The sequence below is a fragment of the Microbacterium forte genome (assembly GCF_031885415.1).
GTDB classification, from domain to species: Bacteria; Actinomycetota; Actinomycetes; order Actinomycetales; family Microbacteriaceae; genus Microbacterium; species Microbacterium forte.
The window spans coordinates 3,195,793-3,215,070 of record NZ_CP116871.1; the positions used below are offsets into that span (position 1 = coordinate 3,195,793).

A 19,278-nucleotide genomic window follows, 5' to 3' on the forward strand; every position below is an offset into this window, starting at 1 on the left:
CGCGCCCCGTGAGCAGACGCCAGCGTGGGCAGCCCCCGCGTGAGCAGACGCCAGCCTCGACAGTCTCCGCGTCAGCGGAAGTCGACCAGGCCGGCGTGCGCCGCCGTGACCAGGATCTGCACACGGTCGCGAACGTGCCACTTCGACATGATGCGGCCGAGGTGCGCTTTCACCGTTCCCTCCGACACGATCAGCGTGCGCGCGATCTCAGCGTTCGACATCCCCTGGGCGAGACGCTGCAGCACCTCTTGCTCGCGGTCGGTGAGCGCCTCGAGCGAGTCGTCGCCGCCTACCGGCTCCGTATCGCGCACGTGCTTGATCAGCAACGAGGCGATGCGAGGTGACAGAGAGCTCGCTCCGCTGTACACCTCACGCACGCCCTCGAGAATGCTCGCCGCGCTGGAGTCCTTGAGCAGATAGCCCGATGCGCCGGCACTGAGCATCGGAAGCACGGTGTCGCTGCCATCGAGCGTCGTCACCGCCAGGATCTTGACCTCGGGCCACCGCTCACTGATGACCGCAGTCGCCTCGATGCCGTTCATCTCCGGCATCTGCACGTCCATCATCACGACATCAGGATGCTCGCGCTCCACGACTTCAATGCCCTCGAGGCCGGACTCCGCCTCCGCGACCACCGTGATCTCCGGGTCTCGTGAGACGAAGTGAGAGAGCGCTGAGCGCACCAGGGGGTCATCATCGACGATCACGACTCGGATTTGGGACATGGAGGAAGCCTAACCGGGGTGTACCTGCGGCGCGATGTCTTAGACCTTTGGCTATCGAGGTCTAGACGTGCGACAGATGTGGTGCGAGAAGATCACCGAGAAGATGAGTACATCGCTAGTCAAAAGTGCAATAAAGGAGGTGAATCTCTATGTCTTTCTGGAACCAGGTTGGACTCTTTTTCGGCTTCTACCGTTAATCTATATGGCGGAAAGGAGATACTGAAGTATGGCTTCAAGTCTTCCGGCGGGTGAACGCGCAGACGTCACTCGACTCGGAAAGGGCGAGAAGCTCAGCACGATCGAACGGATCGCCGTATTGGCGGTCGTCGGAACGATCGTCACCTTCGACATCGTCGGACTGTTCCTTCCTCCGGGATTGGATCCTCTGACGGCGGCACTCGGGATCGCATCCACCGCGGTCTTGGCCCTGTATCTCTGGTCGCCACTGATCGCGACATACGCCCTCGGCGTGGTGTTCGCACTCTCCTTCATCCCCGGCATCGAAGCCCAGGTGCTCACGACCGCCGCTTTCGCGGCAGGCCTGATCGTGCGTCTGGGATGGACCTCCTTGGTCCTGTCCTATGCCGGAGTTTTCCTCCTCGCATCCGCACTGGTCGTCACTGGCGACTCGAGGGATGCCTTCAATATCGCGATCTTCCTGGTCGGCGCCGCAGTATCCGGAGCCGTCGGCTTCGCACTTCGCATCGCGTTCGCCCGAGGGCGGACGCTCGAGGTGCAGCTGGCTGAGAAGGCCGAGCAGGAACGGCAGGCAGTACTCGCTGAGCGACGTTGGATCGCCGGCGAGTTGCACGACAGCATCGCGCACCACCTCACGGTGGTGGCGCTGCACGTGCAGATGCTCGACGACGATCGCACCAGCAGCGAATCGCAGGAGGCGATCCGCATCGCCGCACGCAAGGCGATGACCGATCTCCGCTTCGTGATCGACCTCGCAGACGACGGACCCCGGTCCGAGGGCATGCCCTCGGGTGATCTGGCGGCGTCCGTCGACGAAGCCCAGCAGGAGTTCGAATCCGCGGGTCATGCCGTGCTCGTCGACGGCGACCCCTCTGACGAGCGCATCCCACGCGCGGCCGAGATCATCCTCGCGCGCATCTTGCGCGAGTCGGCCACCAACGTCCTCAAGTACGCAGGCGAGGGCGAAGTCCTGATCCGATTCGACATCGATGACGACTCCGCAAAGCTGACGGTGAGTAGCCCTCTCTCTGTCACGCCGCGTCGCGAGCTCTCGTCGAGCCGCACCGGCATCGGGCGGATGGCCGAACGTGTTCTCGGTGCCAGTGGTGAGTTCAGTGCCGGAGAAGCGGACGGACGCTGGGTCGTGACAGCTCTCCTGCCGATCGTCTGACCAAACCGGTATTCCGGCATCTTGGCGACGGAACGCGGTCAGAATCCTCGTCCAGCATTCCGATACTCTGGGGGAAAACCCGCGGAATTCCGGGGATGCACGCTCAAGGACTAGACGAAAGTCCAGGGTAGGTCTCGACTATAGACCGTGTTCCATGGTGTAGCCGGGAGCTTACATTGGGTATACCCCAGAAATAGCGCATCCCCAGCGCTGTGATCGCGAGCGCGATCTCTGGAATCTGATCCCCAGCGCGCTCGCGATCGGCTTCTTCCCTCGAGGAATCGAAACCGACCTGCTGGCTCCTAGCCGCCGACTGCACGCATGTAGTGCCCGTCTGTCGATATTCCCGACGCTGCGACGGTGAACCGCACCACCTCGCTGAGATAGCGGTCCTCCGATGCTTCGAAGATGCGTCCGCTCGCATCGCGGGAGATGCGGCTGAGCCGGAGGATCGGCGTTCCCTGCGGCACCCGCAGGAGCGCGGCATCCTGGTCATCGGCCGCCACCGCGTCGATCTGGTGCTCGAGGCCGACGATCGGGTGTCCGACTGACCCCAGGTATTCGGTGATCGAGATCTCGTCGGTGTCGACGTCGAACAGCCGGCGCCCGACGGCCTCGGTGTAGAAGAGGCGCTCGAGCATCGTCGGTCGCCCGTCGAGCAGTCGGAGTCGCACGACGCCGACGATCGTGTCATCGGGGGAGACCCCGAGAAGCTCGGCGCGGTCACCTGCCCGGCGAAGACTCAGCTCCTGCGTCTGGGCGCCGGGGGTCACGCCGAGATCGCGAGCCCAGCGGGTGAACGGCACCGACACGTCGACGGCCTGACTCGCCTTGCGCGAGACGACCCGAGCGGGGCGGCCTCTTCCGGTCTCGATCAGGCCCTCGCTGCGCAGCGCAGCCAGGGCGTTCCGGATGGGACCACGAGACGTGCGCCAGCGTTCGGCGAGCTCCGACTCGGTGGGCACGTCATCCCCGGGGCGCAGAGAGCCGGCCGCGATCTGGGCGCGCAGGTCGTCTGCGATCTGGGTGTATACAGCTTCGGCCACATAGGCATACTACTTGGTGACATCACAGGGAGGTCGAGCGTTCTGTCTGTGTTCATCCCAGGAAAGCCCGGGTGAACGAACCTTGAACTCTTGCAAGTTAGGTATATATCTCGGTCCGCGCCCTGTCAGAGTTGCTCGTGGATCACCCCCTCCCACTCTGAAAGGTCCTCATGAAGCTCCGCGCTTTCCCCGTACTCGCCGGCGCCGCGATCCTCGCGCTCGGCCTCGCCGCCTGTTCCGGCACCGCCGAGGCCACCGGCGCGTCCGATGCCGAGGCATCATCGACCGCGAGCGGCTTCGCAGTCGACGAGAACACGCTCGTCTTCGGCGTCGTGCCCGACTCGGTCGACACCGAGACGAACTACCAGCCGCTGATGGACTACATCGCCGAGATCACCGGCAAGTCGGTCGAGTACCACGAGTCGACCGACTACGCCGCGCTCATCGAGGCCGCTGTCGCCGGCAAGGTCGACGTCGCCTCCTTCTCGGGATTCACCTACGTCACCGCCACCAACAACGGTGCGAAGCTCACCCCGATCTCGTCGATCGTCACGGAGGAGGGCCAGGAGCCCGGCTACTTCTCACAGGCGATCGTCCCCGCTGACAGCGACATCTCGAGCATCGACGACTTCGCGGGCAAGAAGGTCTGCTTCGTCGACCCGTCGTCCACGTCCGGATACCTCTTCCCCTCGTACAACCTCATCGAGGCGGGCATCGACCCGAAGACCGACATCACTCCGGTCTTCGCGGGCAAGCACGACGTGAGCGTGCAGAAGGTCGGCGAGGGGGTCGAGTGCGAGGTCGGCTTCGCCGAGGACTCCGAGGTCGAGAAGTCGGATGCCGTCAAGGTCATCGACGAGACCATGGTGCCCGGTGCCCCGCTCGTCTACTCGTCGACGCTTCCCGACGACGTCGCCCAGAAGCTCATCGACGGCCTCTCGGAGATCACGATCGACGACATCATCGCCGCCGGCATCGACAGCGCCGACACCGACTCGTTCCGCAGCGTCTTCTTCGCCACGAAGCCGGTCGACGACGCGTACTACGACCTCATCCGCGACATCTGCAAGGAGACCGAAGCGGAGCAGTGCCAGGGCTGACACCCTGACATCCGCTTGGCTCCCGCTCGTCGAGCGGGAGGTCACGGCGAGCGAGACGAGACGCGCTGAGGTCGATGCGCTTCGTCTCGCTCGCCACCTCTACCGACGAGCTTCAGAGATTCACGAGGAGAACTGACATGAACACGGCATCCGATGCCCTCATCCGCCTGAACGGCGTGACGAAGACCTTCGGCACGACCACGGCGCTCAAGAACGCGTCGCTGCAGGTGTCTCGCGGCGAGATCGTCGTGCTGCTGGGCCTCTCGGGCTCGGGCAAGTCCACGCTCCTGCGCCACGTCGACGGGCTCGAGGTCCCGACCTCGGGCGACATCGAGGTGCTCGGTTCCCCGGTGCCGACTCTGAAGGGCAAGGCGCTCCGCCGCCTGCGCAGTCGGGTGGGATTCATCTTCCAGCAGTTCGAGCTCGTGCCCTCGCTCACCGTGCTCGAGAACGTGCTCACCGGATCGCTGTCGGAGGTCCGCGGACCGCGCCTCGGGCTCTGGGGCTATTCGAAGGCGGCGAAGCTGCGCGCCCTCGAACACCTCGACCGCGTCGGACTCCTCGATCGCGCCTATCAGCGCAGCGACACCCTCTCGGGCGGCCAGCAGCAGCGCGTCGCCATCGCCCGCGCCCTGATGCAGAAGCCCGACATCCTTCTCGCCGACGAGCCCGTCGCCTCGCTCGACCCCGAGTCGAGCGATCAGGTCATGGCGCTGATCCGCGAGATCGCCGCCGACGAGGGCCTCACCGTCGTCTGCAGCCTGCACCAGGTCGACCTCGCGATCTCGTGGGCCGACCGCATCGTCGGCCTGCGCCACGGTGAGATCGTGCTCGACACACCGACCGGCGACCTCACCAAGGCCGAGGTCATGGAGATCTACGGCCGCGTCGCCACGACCACGGCTGAGATCCGCGCCGTCCAGAACGAGCTCACCGAGATCGCGGTCGACATCGCCGACATCGACACGGCCCGGGTCTCATGACCGTGCTCTCGGACGCCCCCTCGTCCTCCGCGGCCCCAGGGCACTCCACCGTCTCCGACCGCGCACCCCGACGCCCGCTTTCGGCCGAGCGCATCGCCGCCGGACTCACCCTGGTGGCTCTCCTGGTGCTCGGCATCCTCGCGGTCGAAGAGGTCGGCATCTCGATCCCGGCGATGGTGCAGAGCTGGGGCAATGCCGAGAACTTCGTGGCCCGCGTCGGCGGACTCTCGTTCCCCGAGCCGGCCGACCTCGCCTGGCTGATCGCCCTCACTGTGGGGCTCGTGCTCGTCGGCACGCTGCTCGCCGCCGTGCTCTCGGTGCCGATCGCCTACCTCGCAGCCTCGAACACGACCCCGGGCAACGGCTGGCGGGCCGCGGCCCGATTCGTGGGAGTGCTCACCCGCGCGCTGCCGGACGTCGTGCTCGCCATGGCGTTCGTGCTCATGTTCTCGCTCGGCACCCTCCCCGGCATCCTCGCCATCGGCATCCACTCGATCGGCATGATCTCGAAGATGTTCGCCGACGCGATCGAGCAGATCGACGAGGGTCCCCGGCTTGCGATCCGCGCCGCCGGCGGATCGAAGATGCAGGAGTTCGCCTCGGGGATCCTTCCCCAGGTATTGCCGAGTTGGGTCGCGACGGTGCTGCATCGCAACGACATCAACCTGCGCGGCAGCGTCGTGCTCGGCTACGTGGGTGTGGCGGGCCTCGGGCTCGAGATGTCGTACGCGTTCAAGTCGCTGAACTACGGCAAAGGCCTGGGCATCGCGCTGGTCATCTTCATCCTGTGCGTCGCGATGGAGATCGTCTCGAGCCTGGTGCGCGGGGCGATGCTCGGACAGCAGAGGCAGACCCGGTCGTGGATCGACCGCATCATCCACCCTCGACTGCGCGGCTCGTCGAGCGCGAGTTCCACGGGGACCGCACGACCTGCATGGGCGGCAAGCCCTCAGACCGCGGTGCGGCGACCGTGGACGGCAGAGCGCGTGCGCAACACGAGCGGCATCATCGTCGCCGTGCTCGTCGTGATCGGCAGCGTCGTCGTCAGCCAGATCAACTGGCTCGACTTCTTCACCTTCTGGGCCAAGCTCCCCGAGGTCGCCGCGAAGTTCTGGCCGCCGTCCTTCGGCAGCTACGAGGCGTCGGCGATGATCGCCGCCATGCGCGACACGATCGCGATCGCACTCGCAGCGACCGTGCTCACCCTGCTGCCTTCTCTGATCCTGGGCTCGCTCGCGGCCAGCAACGTCGCACCCGGCCCTGGCGTGCGCGGCGTCGCACGATTCCTGCTCGTCGGCATCCGCGGCATCCCCGAGCTGATCCTCGCGATCGTGCTCGTCGTGATCACCGGACTCGGTGCGCAGGCGGGAGTCATCGCGCTCGCCATCGGCGGCATCGGACTGCTCGGCAAACTGATCGCCGACTCCCTCGAGGAGGTCGACCGAGGCCCCGAGCGGGCGCTTCGCGCGGTCGGCGCCACTCGTCTGCAGACCTACACCTCGGCGACAGTGCCGCAGGGGATGCAGGCGCTCATCGGACACAGCTTCTACATGCTCGACACGAACATCCGTGCGGCGACGATCCTCGGCATCGTCGGCGGCGGCGGAGTCGGCTACTACCTGCTCAACGCCAGCCAGGGCTCTCGCTACGAGACGGTCACCGCGATCGTGCTGATGATCCTCGTCACGGTGCTCGTCGTCGAAGGACTCGCGATGTGGATGCGGAAGGTGTTCCGATGAACGGCGCTCAGCACAGCGGCACTGAGCACAAAGGCACTCAGCACAGCGCGGATCTCGTCGTCGTGGGTTCGGGGATCATCGGCCTCGGCGCGGCCTACGCCGCTGTTCGGCGGGGCCTCACGGTGATCGTCGTCGACAGGGCGGATGCCCCTGTCGGGGCGACGATCCGCAACTTCGGCCATCTCTGCATCGGCGCGCAGACCGGCGAGGCTCGCCGCTATGCCGACCTGTCTCGCGACCTGTGGCTGCGACTCGCTCATGACGCGGACTTCTGGCTGCGCGAATCCGGCACGCTGGTCGCCGCTCGTCACGCAGACGAGATCGCGGTGCTCGAGCAGGCGGCGGCCGACGGCGGCATCCGGATGCTGGAGACGGACGAGCTGCTGCGTCTCGCCCCGCTCCGTGCCGAGGGGCTCGTCGGCGGGGCGCACATCGAGACCGACCTGCAGACCGATCCGCGCACCGCCGCGGCCGCGATCGTGCGACACCTCGCCGTGCAGGGAGTCGACTTCCGCTTCCGCACAGCGGTGACCTCGGTCGCCGGGCGACGCGTCGAGACGACGAGAGGCGCCATCACCGCCGGCGCGGTGGTCGTCGCGGTCAATCACGACGTCGACCAGCTGCTGCCCGAGGTGGCCGCACGCGCCGGTGTCGAGCGGTGCGCGCTCGACATGATGCGAGCGGCGGTGACGCTGCGGCATCCGCTCGCTGCCCCGCTGCTGACCGGCTGGTCGCTCGTGCGGTACGGACGCTTCGCCGACGGTGCGGCGGCCGGTGCCCTCCGTGAGCGACTGCACTCCGAGCGCCCCGACCTCGCGGCACTCGACCTCAACCAGATGTACACCCAGCTGCCGGACGGCACGCTCATCATCGGCGACTCGCACACCACGTCGAGTGCGCCCGAGCCGTTCCAGCCGGAGGCGGCGTTCGCCGCGTTCCTCGCCGAGGCGGAGGCGCTGTTCGACATGCCCGCACCGCGGGTGCTCGAGCGCTGGCAGGGCGTCTACGCCAAGGCGCAGCACGAATTCCTCATCGACAGGGTCGAGGAGGGGGTGCTGGTGCTCGCCGCGACCACCGGCATCGGAATGACCACGGGTCTGGGGCTCGCCGAAGAGAATCTCACCGCCGCCTTCGGGTGGGCACCCGCAATGGAAGGAACCTCATGACCACGCATCTCTCCGCACCTCCGGCACTCGAACTCGTCGTGCTCGACATGGCAGGCACGACCGTGCTCGACGACGGCGTCGTCGAGACCGCGTTCCAGCGCGCCGCCGAGCGCACCGGAGTCGCAGATCGGATGCCGTGGGACGACGCCCTGGCCCATGTGCGCGCGACCATGGGGCAGTCGAAGATCGACGTCTTCACGCATCTCGCGGGCGGCGTCAGGGCCGCAGCCGAACGGGCGACGGCGGAGTTCGAGGGTGCCTATGCCGAGATCGTGGCGGAACAGGGGGTCGCCGAGATCCCCGGGGCGGCGGATGCGATCCGGAGCCTGAAGGATGCGGGTCTGACCGTCGTGCTCACGACCGGTTTCGCTCCGGTCACCCGCGACGCGCTGATCGACGGTCTCGGATGGAACGGCCTCGTCGACCTGGCGCTCTCGCCGGTCGATGCCGGACGAGGTCGCCCTGCGCCCGACCTCGTGCTCACGGCGCTGATCCGCACGCAGACCTCGTCGGTCGCGTCGGTCGCCGTCGCGGGAGACACCGTCAGCGATGTCGAATCAGGGCGCCGCGCCGGTGCCGGCTTCGTCGCCGGCGTGCTCACGGGCGCCCACGACTCGAGTGCCCTCGAACTCGCCGGTGCCGACGCCGTGCTCGCAGACGTCACGCATCTCCACAGCGCGCTGGCCGAGCGCGGGCTGCTTCCGCTCGTGCCCACCGCCTGAGTGGCCCTCATGGGAACTCTGCTTGTCCGACCTCCCGGCCATCGCCGCGACGTCGCTCTGCGCCCGGCAGCCACAGCGATGGTGTGGATCGGCGAAGGCCACCCGCACGAGACCATCGCGGTGCCCGGTGTCGCTCTCGGCGAGAACGACGTGCTGGTCGCGGTCGAGATGTCGACGATCTGCGGGTCCGACGTGCACACCGTGCAGGGGCGGCGATCGGCTCCGGTGCCCCTGGTGCTCGGCCATGAGAGCGTCGGACGCGTGATCGCCATGGGCGATGCCGGGGCTGTCGCGGTCGACGGCACCCCGGTGCGCATCGGCGATCGGGTGGTCTGGTCGGTCACGATCTCGTGCGGCACCTGCGACCGGTGCACGCGGGGCGTGCCGCAGAAGTGCCGCACGCTGGGCAAGTACGGCCATGATCGCATCGGCGTGCACGGCGATCTCAGCGGAGCCTTCGGCACGCACGTCCAGGTGCGAGCGGGCACCGCGATCGTGCGGGTGCCCGAGTCGCTGCCGGCATCGGTGCTCGCGCCGGCATCGTGCGCGACCGCGACCGCCTGGGCCGCCGTGGCCAGGGCAGCGCGCGACCATGACCTCGAGGGCGCGGCCGTGCGCATCCACGGAGCCGGACTCGTCGGGCTCTCGGCTGCCGCGATCGCCGTGGAGCACGGCGCGACGGTCGAGGTGCTCGACCCCGCACCCGCACGGCTGGCGCTCGCCGCACGGTTCGGTGCCGGCCGGATCGATCGTGACCCGGACATCGTGATAGAGGCCTCGGGGCATGCCGTGTCAGACGCGGTCGCCGGCGTGGGCACCGGGGGCACGGTCGTGCTCGTCGGAAGCGTCTTCCCTGCCGAGCCCGTGCCGCTCGACGCCGAGAGCATCGTGCGTCGACTGGTGACCGTCACCGGGGTGCACAACTACACCGGAGCCGAGCTGGCCGAGGCCGTCGGATTCCTCGCCGGACGAGGACGCGCCTACCCTTTCGCGGATGCGGTCGGCGAGGTGCGGCAGCTCGCAGCCATCGACGAGGCGATAGCCGCGGCATCCGCTCCCGGTGCGCCGCTGCGCATCGGACTCGTGCCTGGCCGGTGACCCTCGGCGGATCCGGCGGACAGTGCACGGCGGAGAGTGCACGGTGGAGAGCGCAGGGCTCTCAGTCGGCCGGCCCGCTCAGCTCAGTCGACGCCGCGCCTGAGCGCCGAGGACCGGCAGGCCTGATGCCCTCGGCATGGAAGGCGAGCAGTCGGATCGCGGTGTCGACCGTCTCGTCGAGCACCTCGTGCGGATCGCCGGTGAGCGCCAGCATCCGATGGCCGACTCCGTCGTCGGTCGCCCATCCGATGAAGACGGTTCCGGGGTCGTGCCCGCCCTCGGGCTCCGGGCCCCCGACGCCCGTGGTGGAGATGCAGACGTCGGCGTCGAAGAGCCGTCGCGCGCTCTCGGCGAGTTGCTCGGCGCACTCGGCCGAGCACGGGTCGGTTCCCGGCGTGAGGCCGAGCAGGCTCTCCTTGACATCGGGGAGGTAGGCGACGATGCCGCCGGCGAACCAGTCGCCCGCGTCGTCGCCCGCGCCGATCGTGCTCGCCAGGCGCCCCGAGGTCAGCGACTCGACGACGCAGATGCGCAGCCCGCGCTCAGCGGCGACCTCGCTCAGGCGATCCAGCGACGGCTGCTCCGCCGTCACTTCTCCTCAGCGGAGTCGGCGTGCGTCGGCGCGTCCGACTCGATGTTCGCCTCGTCGGAGTAGTCGGGCCGCGGGGGCTGCAGCGGCTGGTCGGAGTACTCGCCGCCGAGGCGTCCGCCGAAGGGGCGACCGTGATCGGCGAACTCGTCGCGTGCGTAGACGAGCTCCCACTCTCCGACAGTGAAGCGCGCGCCCGTGCGCAGTGTCTGCGACCGGTCGCCGGGGTGCGTGGCGGTGGCGTCGGGGTTGCTGTTCATCTCGCCCTCGCCGTGCAGCTCGAGCACGTACTCGTCGCGGTCGTCGTGCGTGATCGTCGCGTGCACGGGGTCGGCGCCTTCGAGCCGCAGCTCGTTGTCGGCGGCCGAGCCGATGCGCACCACGTCGACCTCGAGGGCGAACTCCGTGCGCTCGCCGTCGCGGGTCACCCGCAGACGGGGGTTGCCTTCGCCGAACTCGGCGTGAGTGGTCGTGGGGGTGTAGCCCTCGTCGGAACGGTCGTCGATGTGTCGTGCGTTCATGGTGGGTCTCCTCGCGGTCCCTCACAGGATATGCGGGGGAGGAATCCGAGCGCAGGGGGTTGACTTCGGCGGCGGTTTCATCGACGCAGCCGGGCTGGAGATTCCCATAAACTGCAAGGCGAAGACCCGGACACCTGAGGAGACGCGGCATGGGCAAGTTCATCTACGAGGGCAACGTGAAGACCGAGATCGAGGATCGCGCCCTCACCCATCTGCAGCTCGTGATGACCGCCAAGCTGCGCCGCGCGGAGCCCTTCCCCTTCAGCTGGCGTGAAGACGCCAGCGTCGGAGGCGGCCGCACGACCGTATGGGTTCAGCCGGGCAGCTCGCTCGTCTTCAAGTACTTCGGCAGCCGGCAGCCGTCGGTCAACCGGGCCTGGATCGAAGCGCTCGCCTTCACGGCCAACGCTCCGAGCGGTCTCTATCTGGTTCCCGAGCCGCAGGAGGCCTCCGTCTCCACGGGCGACGACGAGCCGTCCGCTCCCGCGGCCTGAGCGCGTCGAGGAACCCGCTCCGCCTCCGCGCCCCGGCCCTGGATCGTGGTGCCGATTGTCAACCCCCTGCCGAGGGCGTCGAGAGGCCACGAGGCTCGGTTGACGCCTGACTCGCGCCACGAACGGTGGTCGCGGGTCGCGAGGAAGAGGAGACACCATGGCCGACAGCACGCCAGACCCCCGCAGCCAGCATCGCCAGGAGGAGTTCCCGGGGCAGCAGCAGGACCAGCCGGGGCTGACCGATCAGATGCGGCCGGTTCCCGACCACGGTGAGCAGTCATACGTCGGTCACGCGCGGCTCGAGGGCCGTCGAGCCCTGATCACGGGTGGCGACTCCGGAATCGGTCGGGGCGTCGCCATCGCCTTCGCCCGGGAGGGCGCGGACGTGGCGATCGTGCACATGCCGGAGGAGCAGTCGGATGCCGACGACACGATCGAGCTCATCCGCGCCGAAGGCAGGCAGGGGCTCAGCCTCGCCGGGGATCTGCGGGACGAGGCCTTCGCGACGGAGGTGGTCTCCGAGACGAGGAGCGGCCTCGGCGGGCTGGACATCCTGGTGCTCAACGCCGCCTACCAGCACGACATCGACGGCTTCGAGAATCTCGAGACCGACAAGCTGCGTCGCGTGTTCGAGACGAACCTGTTCGGACTGCTGTACTCGGCCAGGGCCGCGTATCCGCATCTGGAGCCGGGGTCGAGCATCATCGTGACGGCGTCCGTGCAGGCGTTCGAGCCCTCGCCCAACCTCATCGACTACGCGATGACGAAGGCGGCACAGGTCGCATTCGTCAAGGCGCTCGCCGAAGAGGCGGGAGAACGAGGCATCCGCGTGAACGCGGTCGCCCCCGGACCCATCTGGACGCCGCTGATCCCGGCCACCGGATGGAGCGATGAGCGGGTGAAGACCTTCGGCTCCGACACGCCTCTCGGCCGGGCGGGACAGCCGGCCGAGCTCGCCGGCGCATACGTCTACCTCGCCTCGGCGGAGTCGTCGTACACGTCCGGCGCGGTGCTCGCCGTCACCGGCGGCAAGCACCTCTGATCGCCCGCGTTCGCCGCAGCCTCCCTGCGCCGTAGGCTGGCGGGGTGAAGCAGTCCGCGTCGTCCCGCCCGCTCGTGGGCGTCGCACTGGTCGTCTGCTCCTGCCTGTCGTTGCCGTTCGGGGCCGCTGTCGCGGCACAGCTGTTCCCGGTGCTCGGCCCGTGGGGCGTGACCTCTCTGCGCGTCGCGATCGCGGCGCTGCTGATGGTGGTCATCGTGCGCCCGCGGCCGGTGCGCTGGACGAGAGTGCAGTGGCTGGCTGCCGTACTGTTCGGAGTCTCGCTGGCGGCGATGAACGGCTTCTTCTACGCGGCCATCGACCGGATCCCGCTCGGCCCCGCCGTCGCGATCGAGTTCCTCGGGCCGCTGGTGCTGGCGGCTGCGCTGACCCGACGCCTCGCCGACGCCGCCTGGGTGGGCGTCGCGCTGCTCGGCATGGTGCTGCTCGGCGTCGACGGACTGATCGGCGCCGACCCGCTCGACCCTCTCGGTGTCGTCTTCATCCTGATCGCCGCGGCCTTCTGGGCCATGTACATCCGCATGAGCGCCCGAGTCGGCGCCATCATCCCCGGCACGAGCGGGCTCGCGGTCGGGCTCGTCGTGGCGGCGGTGCTGCTGATCCCGGTCGGAGTGCCGGCGGCCGTCACCGTCTCGGGCGACATGCAGCTGCTGCTGCTCGCCGCGGTCACGGCCGTGCTGTCGTCGGTGATCCCCTACAGCTTCGAGCTCGCGGCGCTCCGTCGCCTGCCGCAGCGCGTGTTCGGAGTGCTGCTGAGCCTCGAACCCGCGTTCGCGACACTCGCCGGGTGGCTGATCCTCGGCCAGTCCGCCACCCCGCTGAGGATGCTCGCGATCGCCCTCGTCGTCGCAGCGAGCGTCGGCACGACGCTCGGCGTGCGGAGACAGCGCCGCCGCGCCGATGCCGCCGCACGAGACGACACCGGCGCGGACGATGAGGGCCGCGGCGACGAGACCGGGCCGTTCACGGCGCCGATCCCGCTGCCGGAGTGAGTGCCGAACGTCAGACGCTGACCCCGGCCGGCACGGGCAGAGGATAGCGACGCCGCAGCAGCATGCGCTGCACCAGAGTCCAGACGACGGTGACCGTGAGGTAGAGCGCGGCCGCCAACGGCACGAACACGGCGAACACTGCTGTCAGATAGTGCAGAGCACTCGTCACTCTCTGCATCGTCGGCGAGTTCAGCGGCGAATCATCGTCGACCGGCGCCGGCCGGAAGACCCGCCGCGTGATCTCGGCCACCGCGATCATCACGGCGATCAGGGCGCCGAACACCAGCAGCGTCTCGGGTGTCGCCGTGCCGCCGAAGACGGCCGAGACGAGGCTCGTTCCCAGCGGCGCACCGAACAGGTCGTGCGTGAGCAGGTCGTTGGCGTGCCCCGCGATGTCGGGGCGGATGAACAGCGTGTACAGGATGCCGACGACCGGTGCCTGCGCGAGAACAGGCAGCATGCCGGCGAACGGAGACGTGTTCTCGGAGCGATAGAGCTCGAGCATCTCCTTCTGCAGGCGTTCGGGATTCTTCTTGTGCCGGCGCTGCAGCTCGCGCAGCCGGGGCGCGAGGCGCGCCCTGGTCTGCTCGGCCTTGGCCTGCGAGACACCCACGGGAATCAGCAGGGCACGGACGAGAAGCGTCACGAGCACCACGGCGAGGGCTGCGGCGGATGCTCCGGCGAGTGGTTCGAGCAGTGAGGAGAGCCCGGCGAGGGCGCCGTACGCCGCATCGAGCAGAAAGGTCAGGGGTGGGAAGGCGAAGATGTCCATGGAAGTCCGTTCGTAGGTCGGGAAGGGTCGGCGAAAGCCGCGCAGTCCCGTGCGAGGACGGACTACGCGGGAACGGCGACTCCCGGCGCACGAGGGCGCGGGTGACCGGCGGCATCAGGATCGCTCTGCGCGAGCAGCGTCGAGACGTCGATCGCCCGCAGCGGATGCGGAGCGGTGCTCGGCGAGGGCGGTGCCAGGCTCAGAGCGACGGCGATCGTGAGCGTCGTCAGGGCGATCAGGGCGATCGCGACACCGAGGGCTGCGGCATCGGGCACCGCGACGATCCCGAGCGCGGCCGCGACGAAGCCGAGCATCTGCCCGAACCACTCGCTCATGTGCGCCTCTCTGATCCCTCCCGCCGAGATTATCACCGGCATCCGAGCAGGGGATCGGTGATCCGCGCTCACCTCCGGGCAGGAGAGCGGAGATAGCCTCGATGTATGACTGATCTGCGTGCGCTGCTCGGCATCGAACACCCCGTCCTGCTCGGTCCGTTCGGCGGGCTCTCGTCCGTCGCGCTCGCCGCGGCCGTCAGCGAGGCGGGTGGGCTCGGCGGCTACGGGCTGTACGGCTACGACGGCGACCGCATCCGCTCGACCGTCGCGTCGCTGCGGGAGGCGACCTCGCGCCCGTTCGCCGTGAACATCTGGCTGCCGACGGGCGACGAGGTCGCGCCGAACCCGCAGCACACCGTGTTCGCGCAGGCGCTGCAGCCGTTCTACGACGCGGTCGGCCTCGAAGCGCCGGCACGACCCGAGCGGTACGTGCCCCCGCTCGACGAGCAGCTCGACGCGATCTGGGAGTCCGCGCCGCCCGTGCTCAGCACGGTGTTCGGCATCCCCTCCGGCGACCTCATCGAACAGGCGCATCGCCGAGGCATCCGCGTGGTGGCGACAGCGACGACGGTCGCCGAAGCCGCAGCCCTCGCCGAGGCCGGGGTCGACGCCGTCATCGCGACCGGCTTCGAGGCCGGAGGCCATCGCGTGTCGTTCCTGCGACCGCCCGAGGAGTCGCTCGTCGGCACCTTCTCGCTCGTGCCGCAGGTCGTGGATGCCGTCGATGTGCCGGTGATCGCGGCCGGCGGCATCGCCGATCGGCGCGGTGTCGCGGCCGCTTTCGCGCTCGGTGCATCGGCCGTGCAGGTCGGCACGGCGTTCCTCGCGACAGTCGAGTCCGCCGCGAACCAGGCGCATCGTGACGCCATCCGCGCGACACCCGCCGACGGCACCGTTCTCACACGGGCGATGAGCGGACGCCTCGCCCGCGGTGCGCGCAACCGCGTGGTGCGGGCGATCGAAGCGAGCGGCACCATCGCCCCGTTCCCGATGCAGAACTGGCTCACAGGGCGATTCCGGGCTGCGGCAGGCGAGCAGAACCTCGGCGAGCTGCAGTCCCTCTGGATGGGGCAGGGCGCGCCGCTCGCCCGCTGTTCCACTGCGGCGGAGGCCTTCGCCGAGCTGGCCGCCGGGGTGCCGCAGAAGCCCTGACTCAGAGGATGACGGTCGAGCGGCCGTGCACGATCACACGGTCCTCGGCATGCCACTGCACGGCGCGCGCGAGCACGAGGCGCTCGACATCGGCGCCGCGGCGCTGCAGCTCGGCCGCGGACTCCGAGTGCGTGACCCGCGTGACGTCCTGCTCAATGATCGGCCCCTCGTCGAGGTCGGCCGTCGCGTAGTGCGCGGTGGCCCCGATCAGCTTGACGCCGCGATCCTTCGCCCTGGCATACGGGTTGGCCCCGATGAAGGCGGGCAGGAACGAGTGGTGGATGTTGATGACGGGGGCACCGAGACCCGTGATGAAGTCATCGCTCAGGATCTGCATGTAGCGGGCGAGGACGACGAGATCGACGTTGCCTCGGAGCATCTCGAGCTGGCGCTGCTCCATCGCCTGCTTGTCGCCCGAGGGGATGTGCACGAACGGCACTCCGAACGAGCGCACCGACTCGGCGAGGTCGGGGTGGTTCGAGACGACCATCGTCACGTCGATGTCGAGCTGTCCGCGTTGCGTGCGCCACAGCAGCTCCATCAGGCAGTGATCGTACTTCGACACGAAGATCGCGACGCGCTTGCGGCGGGCGGTGTCGTGCAGTGACCACTCCATGCCGAAGCGCTCGGCGATCGGGGCGAGGTCGGCCTCGAGCGCGGTGCGCGCGGCCGAGAGACCGGGGAGGTGGATCACGGTGCGCTGGAAGAACCGACCACCCTCGGAGTCGGTGGAGTGCTGATCGAGGGAGATGATGTTCGCTCCGTGGGCGGAGAGCACGCCGGCGACGGCGGCGACGATGCCGGGCTGATCGTCGCAGGCGATCAGCAGGCGGGCGGTGTCGGGCTGAGACATGGGGGCTCCTCGGGGGTGTGCATCGATTCTGCCGTGGATGCGACCACCGGGCGAATCGTCGCCCCGGGTCGCTACTCTGGGAGCGTGGACGCGGGCGATCTCGGACTGGTGCTGATCCCGCTGCTCGCGGTGGCAGCGCCGCTGCTCGCGCGCGGCATCCGACCCGTCATCCGGGTGCCGATCATCGTGTTCGAGCTCGTGCTCGGGATTCTGGCGGGGCCCGCCGTGCTCGGCTGGGTCGAGCCGACGCCCATCCTCGAGAAGCTCAGCGATTTCGGGCTCGCGATGCTCTTCTTCATGGCCGGATCCGAGATCGATTTCCGTGCCGTCTCCGGGCGCCCGCTCGTGCGGGCCTCGATCGGCTGGAGCATCAGCGTCGTGCTCGGGATCGCGATCGGCTTCTTCCTCGCACCCGGCGAGGGGATGGTCGTGATCGCCATCGCGCTCAGCTCCACCGCACTCGGCACCCTGATGCCGATCCTGCGGGATGCAGGGGAGACGGACACTCCGTTCGGTCGTGCGGTCACCGTGATCGGCGCCGTGGGAGAGTTCCTGCCGTTGATCGCGATCTCGCTCTTCCTCAGCACCCGCACCACGCCGCTCGCCACCGCCGTGCTGCTCGCCTTCGTGGCGCTGGCGGGGCTCGCCGTGTGGATGGCCCAGCGGATGCAGCATGGGCGCCTGCATGCCTTCGTGCGCGCCACGCTGCACACCTCCGATCAGTTCGGCGTGCGCTTCGTGCTGCTGCTCATCGCGGCGCTGGTTGGCCTCAGCGTCATGCTCGACCTCGACATGCTGCTCGGCGCCTTCGTCGCGGGAGCCGTGTGGCGCATCATCATGGCGCGCGCGCCCGAGAAGGACGCAGCGGCAATGGAGACGAAACTCGAGGCCATCGCGTTCGGGCTCTTCGTGCCGATCTTCTTCCTCTACACCGGCGTGAACTTCGACCTCCAGGCGCTCACCGGCTCGTCCTCGGCGATGCTGATGCTGCCCCTCTTCCTCGTGGCGCTGCTCGTGCTCCGGGGCATCACTGCACAGCTCTCCGCCCCACTCGGCGCGAGCGTCAGAGACCGCACGGCGCTCGGGCTGCTGGCCGCCACAGGGCTGCCCATCATCGTCGCCGTGACGGCCATCGGGGTGGACCACAAGATGATCGACACCGGCACAGCCGCAGCACTCGTCGGCGCGGGGATGCTGTCGGTGCTGCTCTTCCCGCTGTTCGGCATGCTGATCCGCGGCGACGCGGCGCGACTGGTCGACCCCGAGCTGGTTCGCGCGCGACCCCAGGGGGAGCTGTGACCACGGCATCCGCGCTGATAGCCGACGCCGTGCGTGCGCTCTCGGGCCTGCCGCAGGAGGGACTCGGCGAGGAGCGGGAATCCCGGTGGCGCGGACGCCGCATCGTTCGCGTGGGCGCGGCCTGGCACATCGGAGTGCTGCTGTTGACCGAGACGCAGGCCCTGGCGACCGCAGAGGTGCTGCGCGCTGCCGACCCCGGCCGCCGCGGCTATACGGCCGAGTCCGCGCGAGAGCGCGCCGAGCGTCGCGCGCTGGCTCTGCGGGGCGGATTCGACGAGGGTGATGTCGTGCACGTCGGGTGGTCGGTGATCGACCTCGACGCCGTGGATGCGGGTGGGGCATCGGGGCCGCTCGCGATGATCGACGCCGCGCCCTCGGTGCGGTGGAGCACTGCCGGCGGGTGGATGCCGCTCGAGGCATACCTCCGCGAACGGGTGGAGCTGCTGCGCGGCTGAGCCCTGCTCGCCTGCTCGCCTGCTCGGAGTCAGGCTGCGGCGAACGTCTGCGCGAAACGGCGCAGCAGAGCGGCGCCCTCGGTGACCGACGCTGCGAGCACCTGCCCCTGCACCTCGTCGAACTCGTCGGGGTCGAAGTACCCGGTGGTGCGGTAGAACGTCATCCGGTCGGCGAAGTCCCTCGGGGTCGGCTCCGGGTGGAACTGCGCCGTGTAGAGGTGAGTCCCGACGCGATACGCCTGCACCGGGCAGGTGTCGTTCGTGGCGAGAAGGACCGCACCGTGCGGCAGAGCCGCGGCGCTCTCCTTATGGGCGGTGAAGACGGTGAGGGCGGGCGAGCTCGGGCCGAACACCGGATCCGCTGCGCCGGCCTCGGTCGTCTCGATCACGGTGGCGCTGGCCGATTCGGGAGTGTCCACCGTGATCTCGCCGCCGAGCATCCGCGTCACCACACCGATGCTGAAGCAGGTGAAGAACGCCGCGATCCGGCCGTCGATGGCCCGCCGAGCGATGCGCTCGAGATCTGCTTCGACACGCAGCTGCACTGCAGACTTCTCGGCGTCGCTCACGTTGAAGGGAGAGCCGCCGACCACGACGCCGTCGTATCGCGCGAGGCGCGCAGGGTCGAGGGGCTCGGCGAGCAGGTCGAGGCGGTCGACGACGTCGACGCCGAGCGCCCGTCGGAACGAGGCGTGCTCGGCATCCGCCGCCCCGAGCTCGGGGCGCACACAGAGGTAGAGAAGCGAGACCACCACGAGAGTCTAACGACGACCGGAGGGGGTCGCCGTCATCGCTGTCATCGGGACGT

Annotated in this window: 21 protein-coding genes; 13 read left to right on the top strand and 8 right to left on the bottom strand. The window is 68.9% G+C overall.

The window, feature by feature from the left end; genetic code table 11:
• Positions 1-71: 71 nt before the first annotated feature.
• Positions 72-725, bottom strand: a complete 654-nt coding sequence (locus tag OB895_RS15415; protein WP_228385565.1) for a response regulator — start codon at positions 723-725, stop codon at positions 72-74.
• 226 nt (positions 726-951) lie between these two features.
• On the opposite strand from OB895_RS15415, the gene OB895_RS15420 reads away from it, so the two are divergent.
• Positions 952-2,094, top strand: a complete 1,143-nt coding sequence (locus OB895_RS15420) for a sensor histidine kinase (protein WP_079113453.1) — start codon at positions 952-954, stop codon at positions 2,092-2,094.
• A gap of 302 nt (positions 2,095-2,396) precedes the next feature.
• On the opposite strand, the gene OB895_RS15425 is transcribed toward OB895_RS15420, so the two are convergent.
• Entirely contained in the window at positions 2,397-3,140 is a 744-nt protein-coding gene (locus OB895_RS15425; protein ID WP_042540093.1) for a GntR family transcriptional regulator, read from the bottom strand.
• Positions 3,141-3,310: 170 nt separating this feature from the next.
• On the opposite strand from OB895_RS15425, the gene OB895_RS15430 reads away from it, so the two are divergent.
• The 6 genes from OB895_RS15430 to OB895_RS15455 all read left to right on the top strand — a co-directional run bounded on the left by OB895_RS15430 (position 3,311) and on the right by OB895_RS15455 (position 9,948).
• Positions 3,311-4,240, top strand: coding sequence for a phosphate/phosphite/phosphonate ABC transporter substrate-binding protein (locus OB895_RS15430; protein WP_042540095.1), 930 nt, complete (start codon positions 3,311-3,313; stop codon positions 4,238-4,240).
• A 137-nt stretch (positions 4,241-4,377) separates the two neighbouring features.
• On the top strand, positions 4,378-5,223 hold the full coding sequence (phnC, locus tag OB895_RS15435) for a phosphonate ABC transporter ATP-binding protein (protein ID WP_079114046.1): 846 nt from the start codon (positions 4,378-4,380) through the stop codon (positions 5,221-5,223).
• Positions 5,220-6,962: a phosphonate ABC transporter, permease protein PhnE gene (gene phnE / locus OB895_RS15440; RefSeq protein ID WP_079113452.1), complete on the top strand. Its 1,743-nt coding sequence runs from the start codon at positions 5,220-5,222 to the stop codon at positions 6,960-6,962. The genes phnC and phnE overlap by 4 nt, the downstream gene beginning before the upstream one ends.
• Entirely contained in the window at positions 6,959-8,128 is a 1,170-nt protein-coding gene (locus tag OB895_RS15445; protein ID WP_079113451.1) for a TIGR03364 family FAD-dependent oxidoreductase, read from the top strand. The genes phnE and OB895_RS15445 overlap by 4 nt, the downstream gene beginning before the upstream one ends.
• The gene (locus OB895_RS15450) at positions 8,125-8,850 is read left to right on the top strand and encodes an HAD family hydrolase (protein ID WP_079113450.1); all 726 of its coding nucleotides are present in this window, start codon (positions 8,125-8,127) and stop codon (positions 8,848-8,850) included. The genes OB895_RS15445 and OB895_RS15450 overlap by 4 nt, the downstream gene beginning before the upstream one ends.
• 9 nt (positions 8,851-8,859) lie before the next feature.
• Positions 8,860-9,948, top strand: a complete 1,089-nt coding sequence (locus tag OB895_RS15455; protein ID WP_079113449.1) for an alcohol dehydrogenase catalytic domain-containing protein — start codon at positions 8,860-8,862, stop codon at positions 9,946-9,948.
• Between the two features lie 61 nt (positions 9,949-10,009).
• On the opposite strand, the gene OB895_RS15460 is transcribed toward OB895_RS15455, so the two are convergent.
• Together OB895_RS15460 and OB895_RS15465 are read right to left on the bottom strand one after the other, a co-directional pair.
• Positions 10,010-10,540: a CinA family protein gene (locus tag OB895_RS15460; protein ID WP_079113448.1), complete on the bottom strand. Its 531-nt coding sequence runs from the start codon at positions 10,538-10,540 to the stop codon at positions 10,010-10,012.
• The gene (locus tag OB895_RS15465; protein ID WP_042540109.1) at positions 10,537-11,058 is read right to left on the bottom strand and encodes an FHA domain-containing protein; all 522 of its coding nucleotides are present in this window, start codon (positions 11,056-11,058) and stop codon (positions 10,537-10,539) included. The genes OB895_RS15460 and OB895_RS15465 overlap by 4 nt, the downstream gene beginning before the upstream one ends.
• A 149-nt stretch (positions 11,059-11,207) precedes the next feature.
• On the opposite strand from OB895_RS15465, the gene OB895_RS15470 reads away from it, so the two are divergent.
• The 3 genes from OB895_RS15470 to OB895_RS15480 all read left to right on the top strand — a co-directional run bounded on the left by OB895_RS15470 (position 11,208) and on the right by OB895_RS15480 (position 13,604).
• Positions 11,208-11,552: a DUF7882 family protein gene (locus tag OB895_RS15470; RefSeq protein WP_056373992.1), complete on the top strand. Its 345-nt coding sequence runs from the start codon at positions 11,208-11,210 to the stop codon at positions 11,550-11,552.
• Between the two features lie 157 nt (positions 11,553-11,709).
• Positions 11,710-12,594 carry an SDR family oxidoreductase gene (locus OB895_RS15475; protein ID WP_079113447.1) on the top strand — a complete coding sequence of 295 codons (885 nt, stop codon included), beginning with the start codon at positions 11,710-11,712 and terminating at the stop codon, positions 12,592-12,594.
• Between the two features lie 44 nt (positions 12,595-12,638).
• Positions 12,639-13,604: an EamA family transporter gene (locus OB895_RS15480; RefSeq protein WP_079113446.1), complete on the top strand. Its 966-nt coding sequence runs from the start codon at positions 12,639-12,641 to the stop codon at positions 13,602-13,604.
• A 10-nt stretch (positions 13,605-13,614) separates the two neighbouring features.
• Here the strand turns inward: OB895_RS15480 and OB895_RS15485 are convergent, their stop codons facing one another.
• Complete coding sequence (locus OB895_RS15485) at positions 13,615-14,376, bottom strand: YidC/Oxa1 family membrane protein insertase (protein WP_079113445.1); 762 nt, start codon at positions 14,374-14,376, stop codon at positions 13,615-13,617.
• A gap of 62 nt (positions 14,377-14,438) precedes the next feature.
• Positions 14,439-14,711, bottom strand: coding sequence for a DUF6412 domain-containing protein (locus tag OB895_RS15490; RefSeq protein ID WP_042540176.1), 273 nt, complete (start codon positions 14,709-14,711; stop codon positions 14,439-14,441).
• 105 nt (positions 14,712-14,816) lie between these two features.
• Between OB895_RS15490 and OB895_RS15495 the strand changes: the two genes are divergently transcribed.
• Positions 14,817-15,863 carry an NAD(P)H-dependent flavin oxidoreductase gene (locus tag OB895_RS15495; RefSeq protein ID WP_079113444.1) on the top strand — a complete coding sequence of 349 codons (1,047 nt, stop codon included), beginning with the start codon at positions 14,817-14,819 and terminating at the stop codon, positions 15,861-15,863.
• A 1-nt stretch (position 15,864) separates the two neighbouring features.
• Here OB895_RS15495 and purU read toward each other — a convergent pair whose 3' ends face one another.
• On the bottom strand, positions 15,865-16,716 hold the full coding sequence (purU, locus tag OB895_RS15500) for a formyltetrahydrofolate deformylase (protein ID WP_042540119.1): 852 nt from the start codon (positions 16,714-16,716) through the stop codon (positions 15,865-15,867).
• 84 nt (positions 16,717-16,800) lie between these two features.
• Between purU and OB895_RS15505 the strand changes: the two genes are divergently transcribed.
• Together OB895_RS15505 and OB895_RS15510 are read left to right on the top strand one after the other, a co-directional pair.
• The gene (locus OB895_RS15505) at positions 16,801-18,015 is read left to right on the top strand and encodes a cation:proton antiporter (RefSeq protein WP_153302243.1); all 1,215 of its coding nucleotides are present in this window, start codon (positions 16,801-16,803) and stop codon (positions 18,013-18,015) included.
• Positions 18,012-18,470, top strand: a complete 459-nt coding sequence (locus tag OB895_RS15510) for a glutaminase (protein WP_079113442.1) — start codon at positions 18,012-18,014, stop codon at positions 18,468-18,470. Before OB895_RS15505 ends, OB895_RS15510 begins: the two co-directional genes overlap by 4 nt.
• Before the next feature lie 29 nt (positions 18,471-18,499).
• Here OB895_RS15510 and OB895_RS15515 read toward each other — a convergent pair whose 3' ends face one another.
• Complete coding sequence (locus OB895_RS15515) at positions 18,500-19,222, bottom strand: glutamine amidotransferase-related protein (protein ID WP_079114044.1); 723 nt, start codon at positions 19,220-19,222, stop codon at positions 18,500-18,502.
• Positions 19,223-19,278: the final 56 nt, after the last annotated feature.

Bases quoted from the DNA above. Each gene is read 5' to 3' on its own strand.
- OB895_RS15430 (WP_042540095.1), top strand. From the start codon at position 3,311: ATGAAGCTCCGCGCTTTCCCCGTACTCGCCGGCGCCGCGATCCTCGCG.
- OB895_RS15470 (WP_056373992.1), top strand. From the start codon at position 11,208: ATGGGCAAGTTCATCTACGAGGGCAACGTGAAGACCGAGATCGAGGAT.
- phnC (WP_079114046.1), top strand. From the start codon at position 4,378: ATGAACACGGCATCCGATGCCCTCATCCGCCTGAACGGCGTGACGAAG.
- OB895_RS15495 (WP_079113444.1), top strand. From the start codon at position 14,817: ATGACTGATCTGCGTGCGCTGCTCGGCATCGAACACCCCGTCCTGCTC.
- OB895_RS15415 (WP_228385565.1), bottom strand. From the start codon at position 725: ATGTCCCAAATCCGAGTCGTGATCGTCGATGATGACCCCCTGGTGCGC.
- OB895_RS15420 (WP_079113453.1), top strand. From the start codon at position 952: ATGGCTTCAAGTCTTCCGGCGGGTGAACGCGCAGACGTCACTCGACTC.
- OB895_RS15465 (WP_042540109.1), bottom strand. From the start codon at position 11,058: ATGAACGCACGACACATCGACGACCGTTCCGACGAGGGCTACACCCCC.
- phnE (WP_079113452.1), top strand. From the start codon at position 5,220: ATGACCGTGCTCTCGGACGCCCCCTCGTCCTCCGCGGCCCCAGGGCAC.
- purU (WP_042540119.1), bottom strand. From the start codon at position 16,716: ATGTCTCAGCCCGACACCGCCCGCCTGCTGATCGCCTGCGACGATCAG.
- OB895_RS15445 (WP_079113451.1), top strand. From the start codon at position 6,959: ATGAACGGCGCTCAGCACAGCGGCACTGAGCACAAAGGCACTCAGCAC.
- OB895_RS15475 (WP_079113447.1), top strand. From the start codon at position 11,710: ATGGCCGACAGCACGCCAGACCCCCGCAGCCAGCATCGCCAGGAGGAG.
- OB895_RS15485 (WP_079113445.1), bottom strand. From the start codon at position 14,376: ATGGACATCTTCGCCTTCCCACCCCTGACCTTTCTGCTCGATGCGGCG.
- OB895_RS15490 (WP_042540176.1), bottom strand. From the start codon at position 14,711: ATGAGCGAGTGGTTCGGGCAGATGCTCGGCTTCGTCGCGGCCGCGCTC.
- OB895_RS15450 (WP_079113450.1), top strand. From the start codon at position 8,125: ATGACCACGCATCTCTCCGCACCTCCGGCACTCGAACTCGTCGTGCTC.
- OB895_RS15455 (WP_079113449.1), top strand. From the start codon at position 8,860: ATGGGAACTCTGCTTGTCCGACCTCCCGGCCATCGCCGCGACGTCGCT.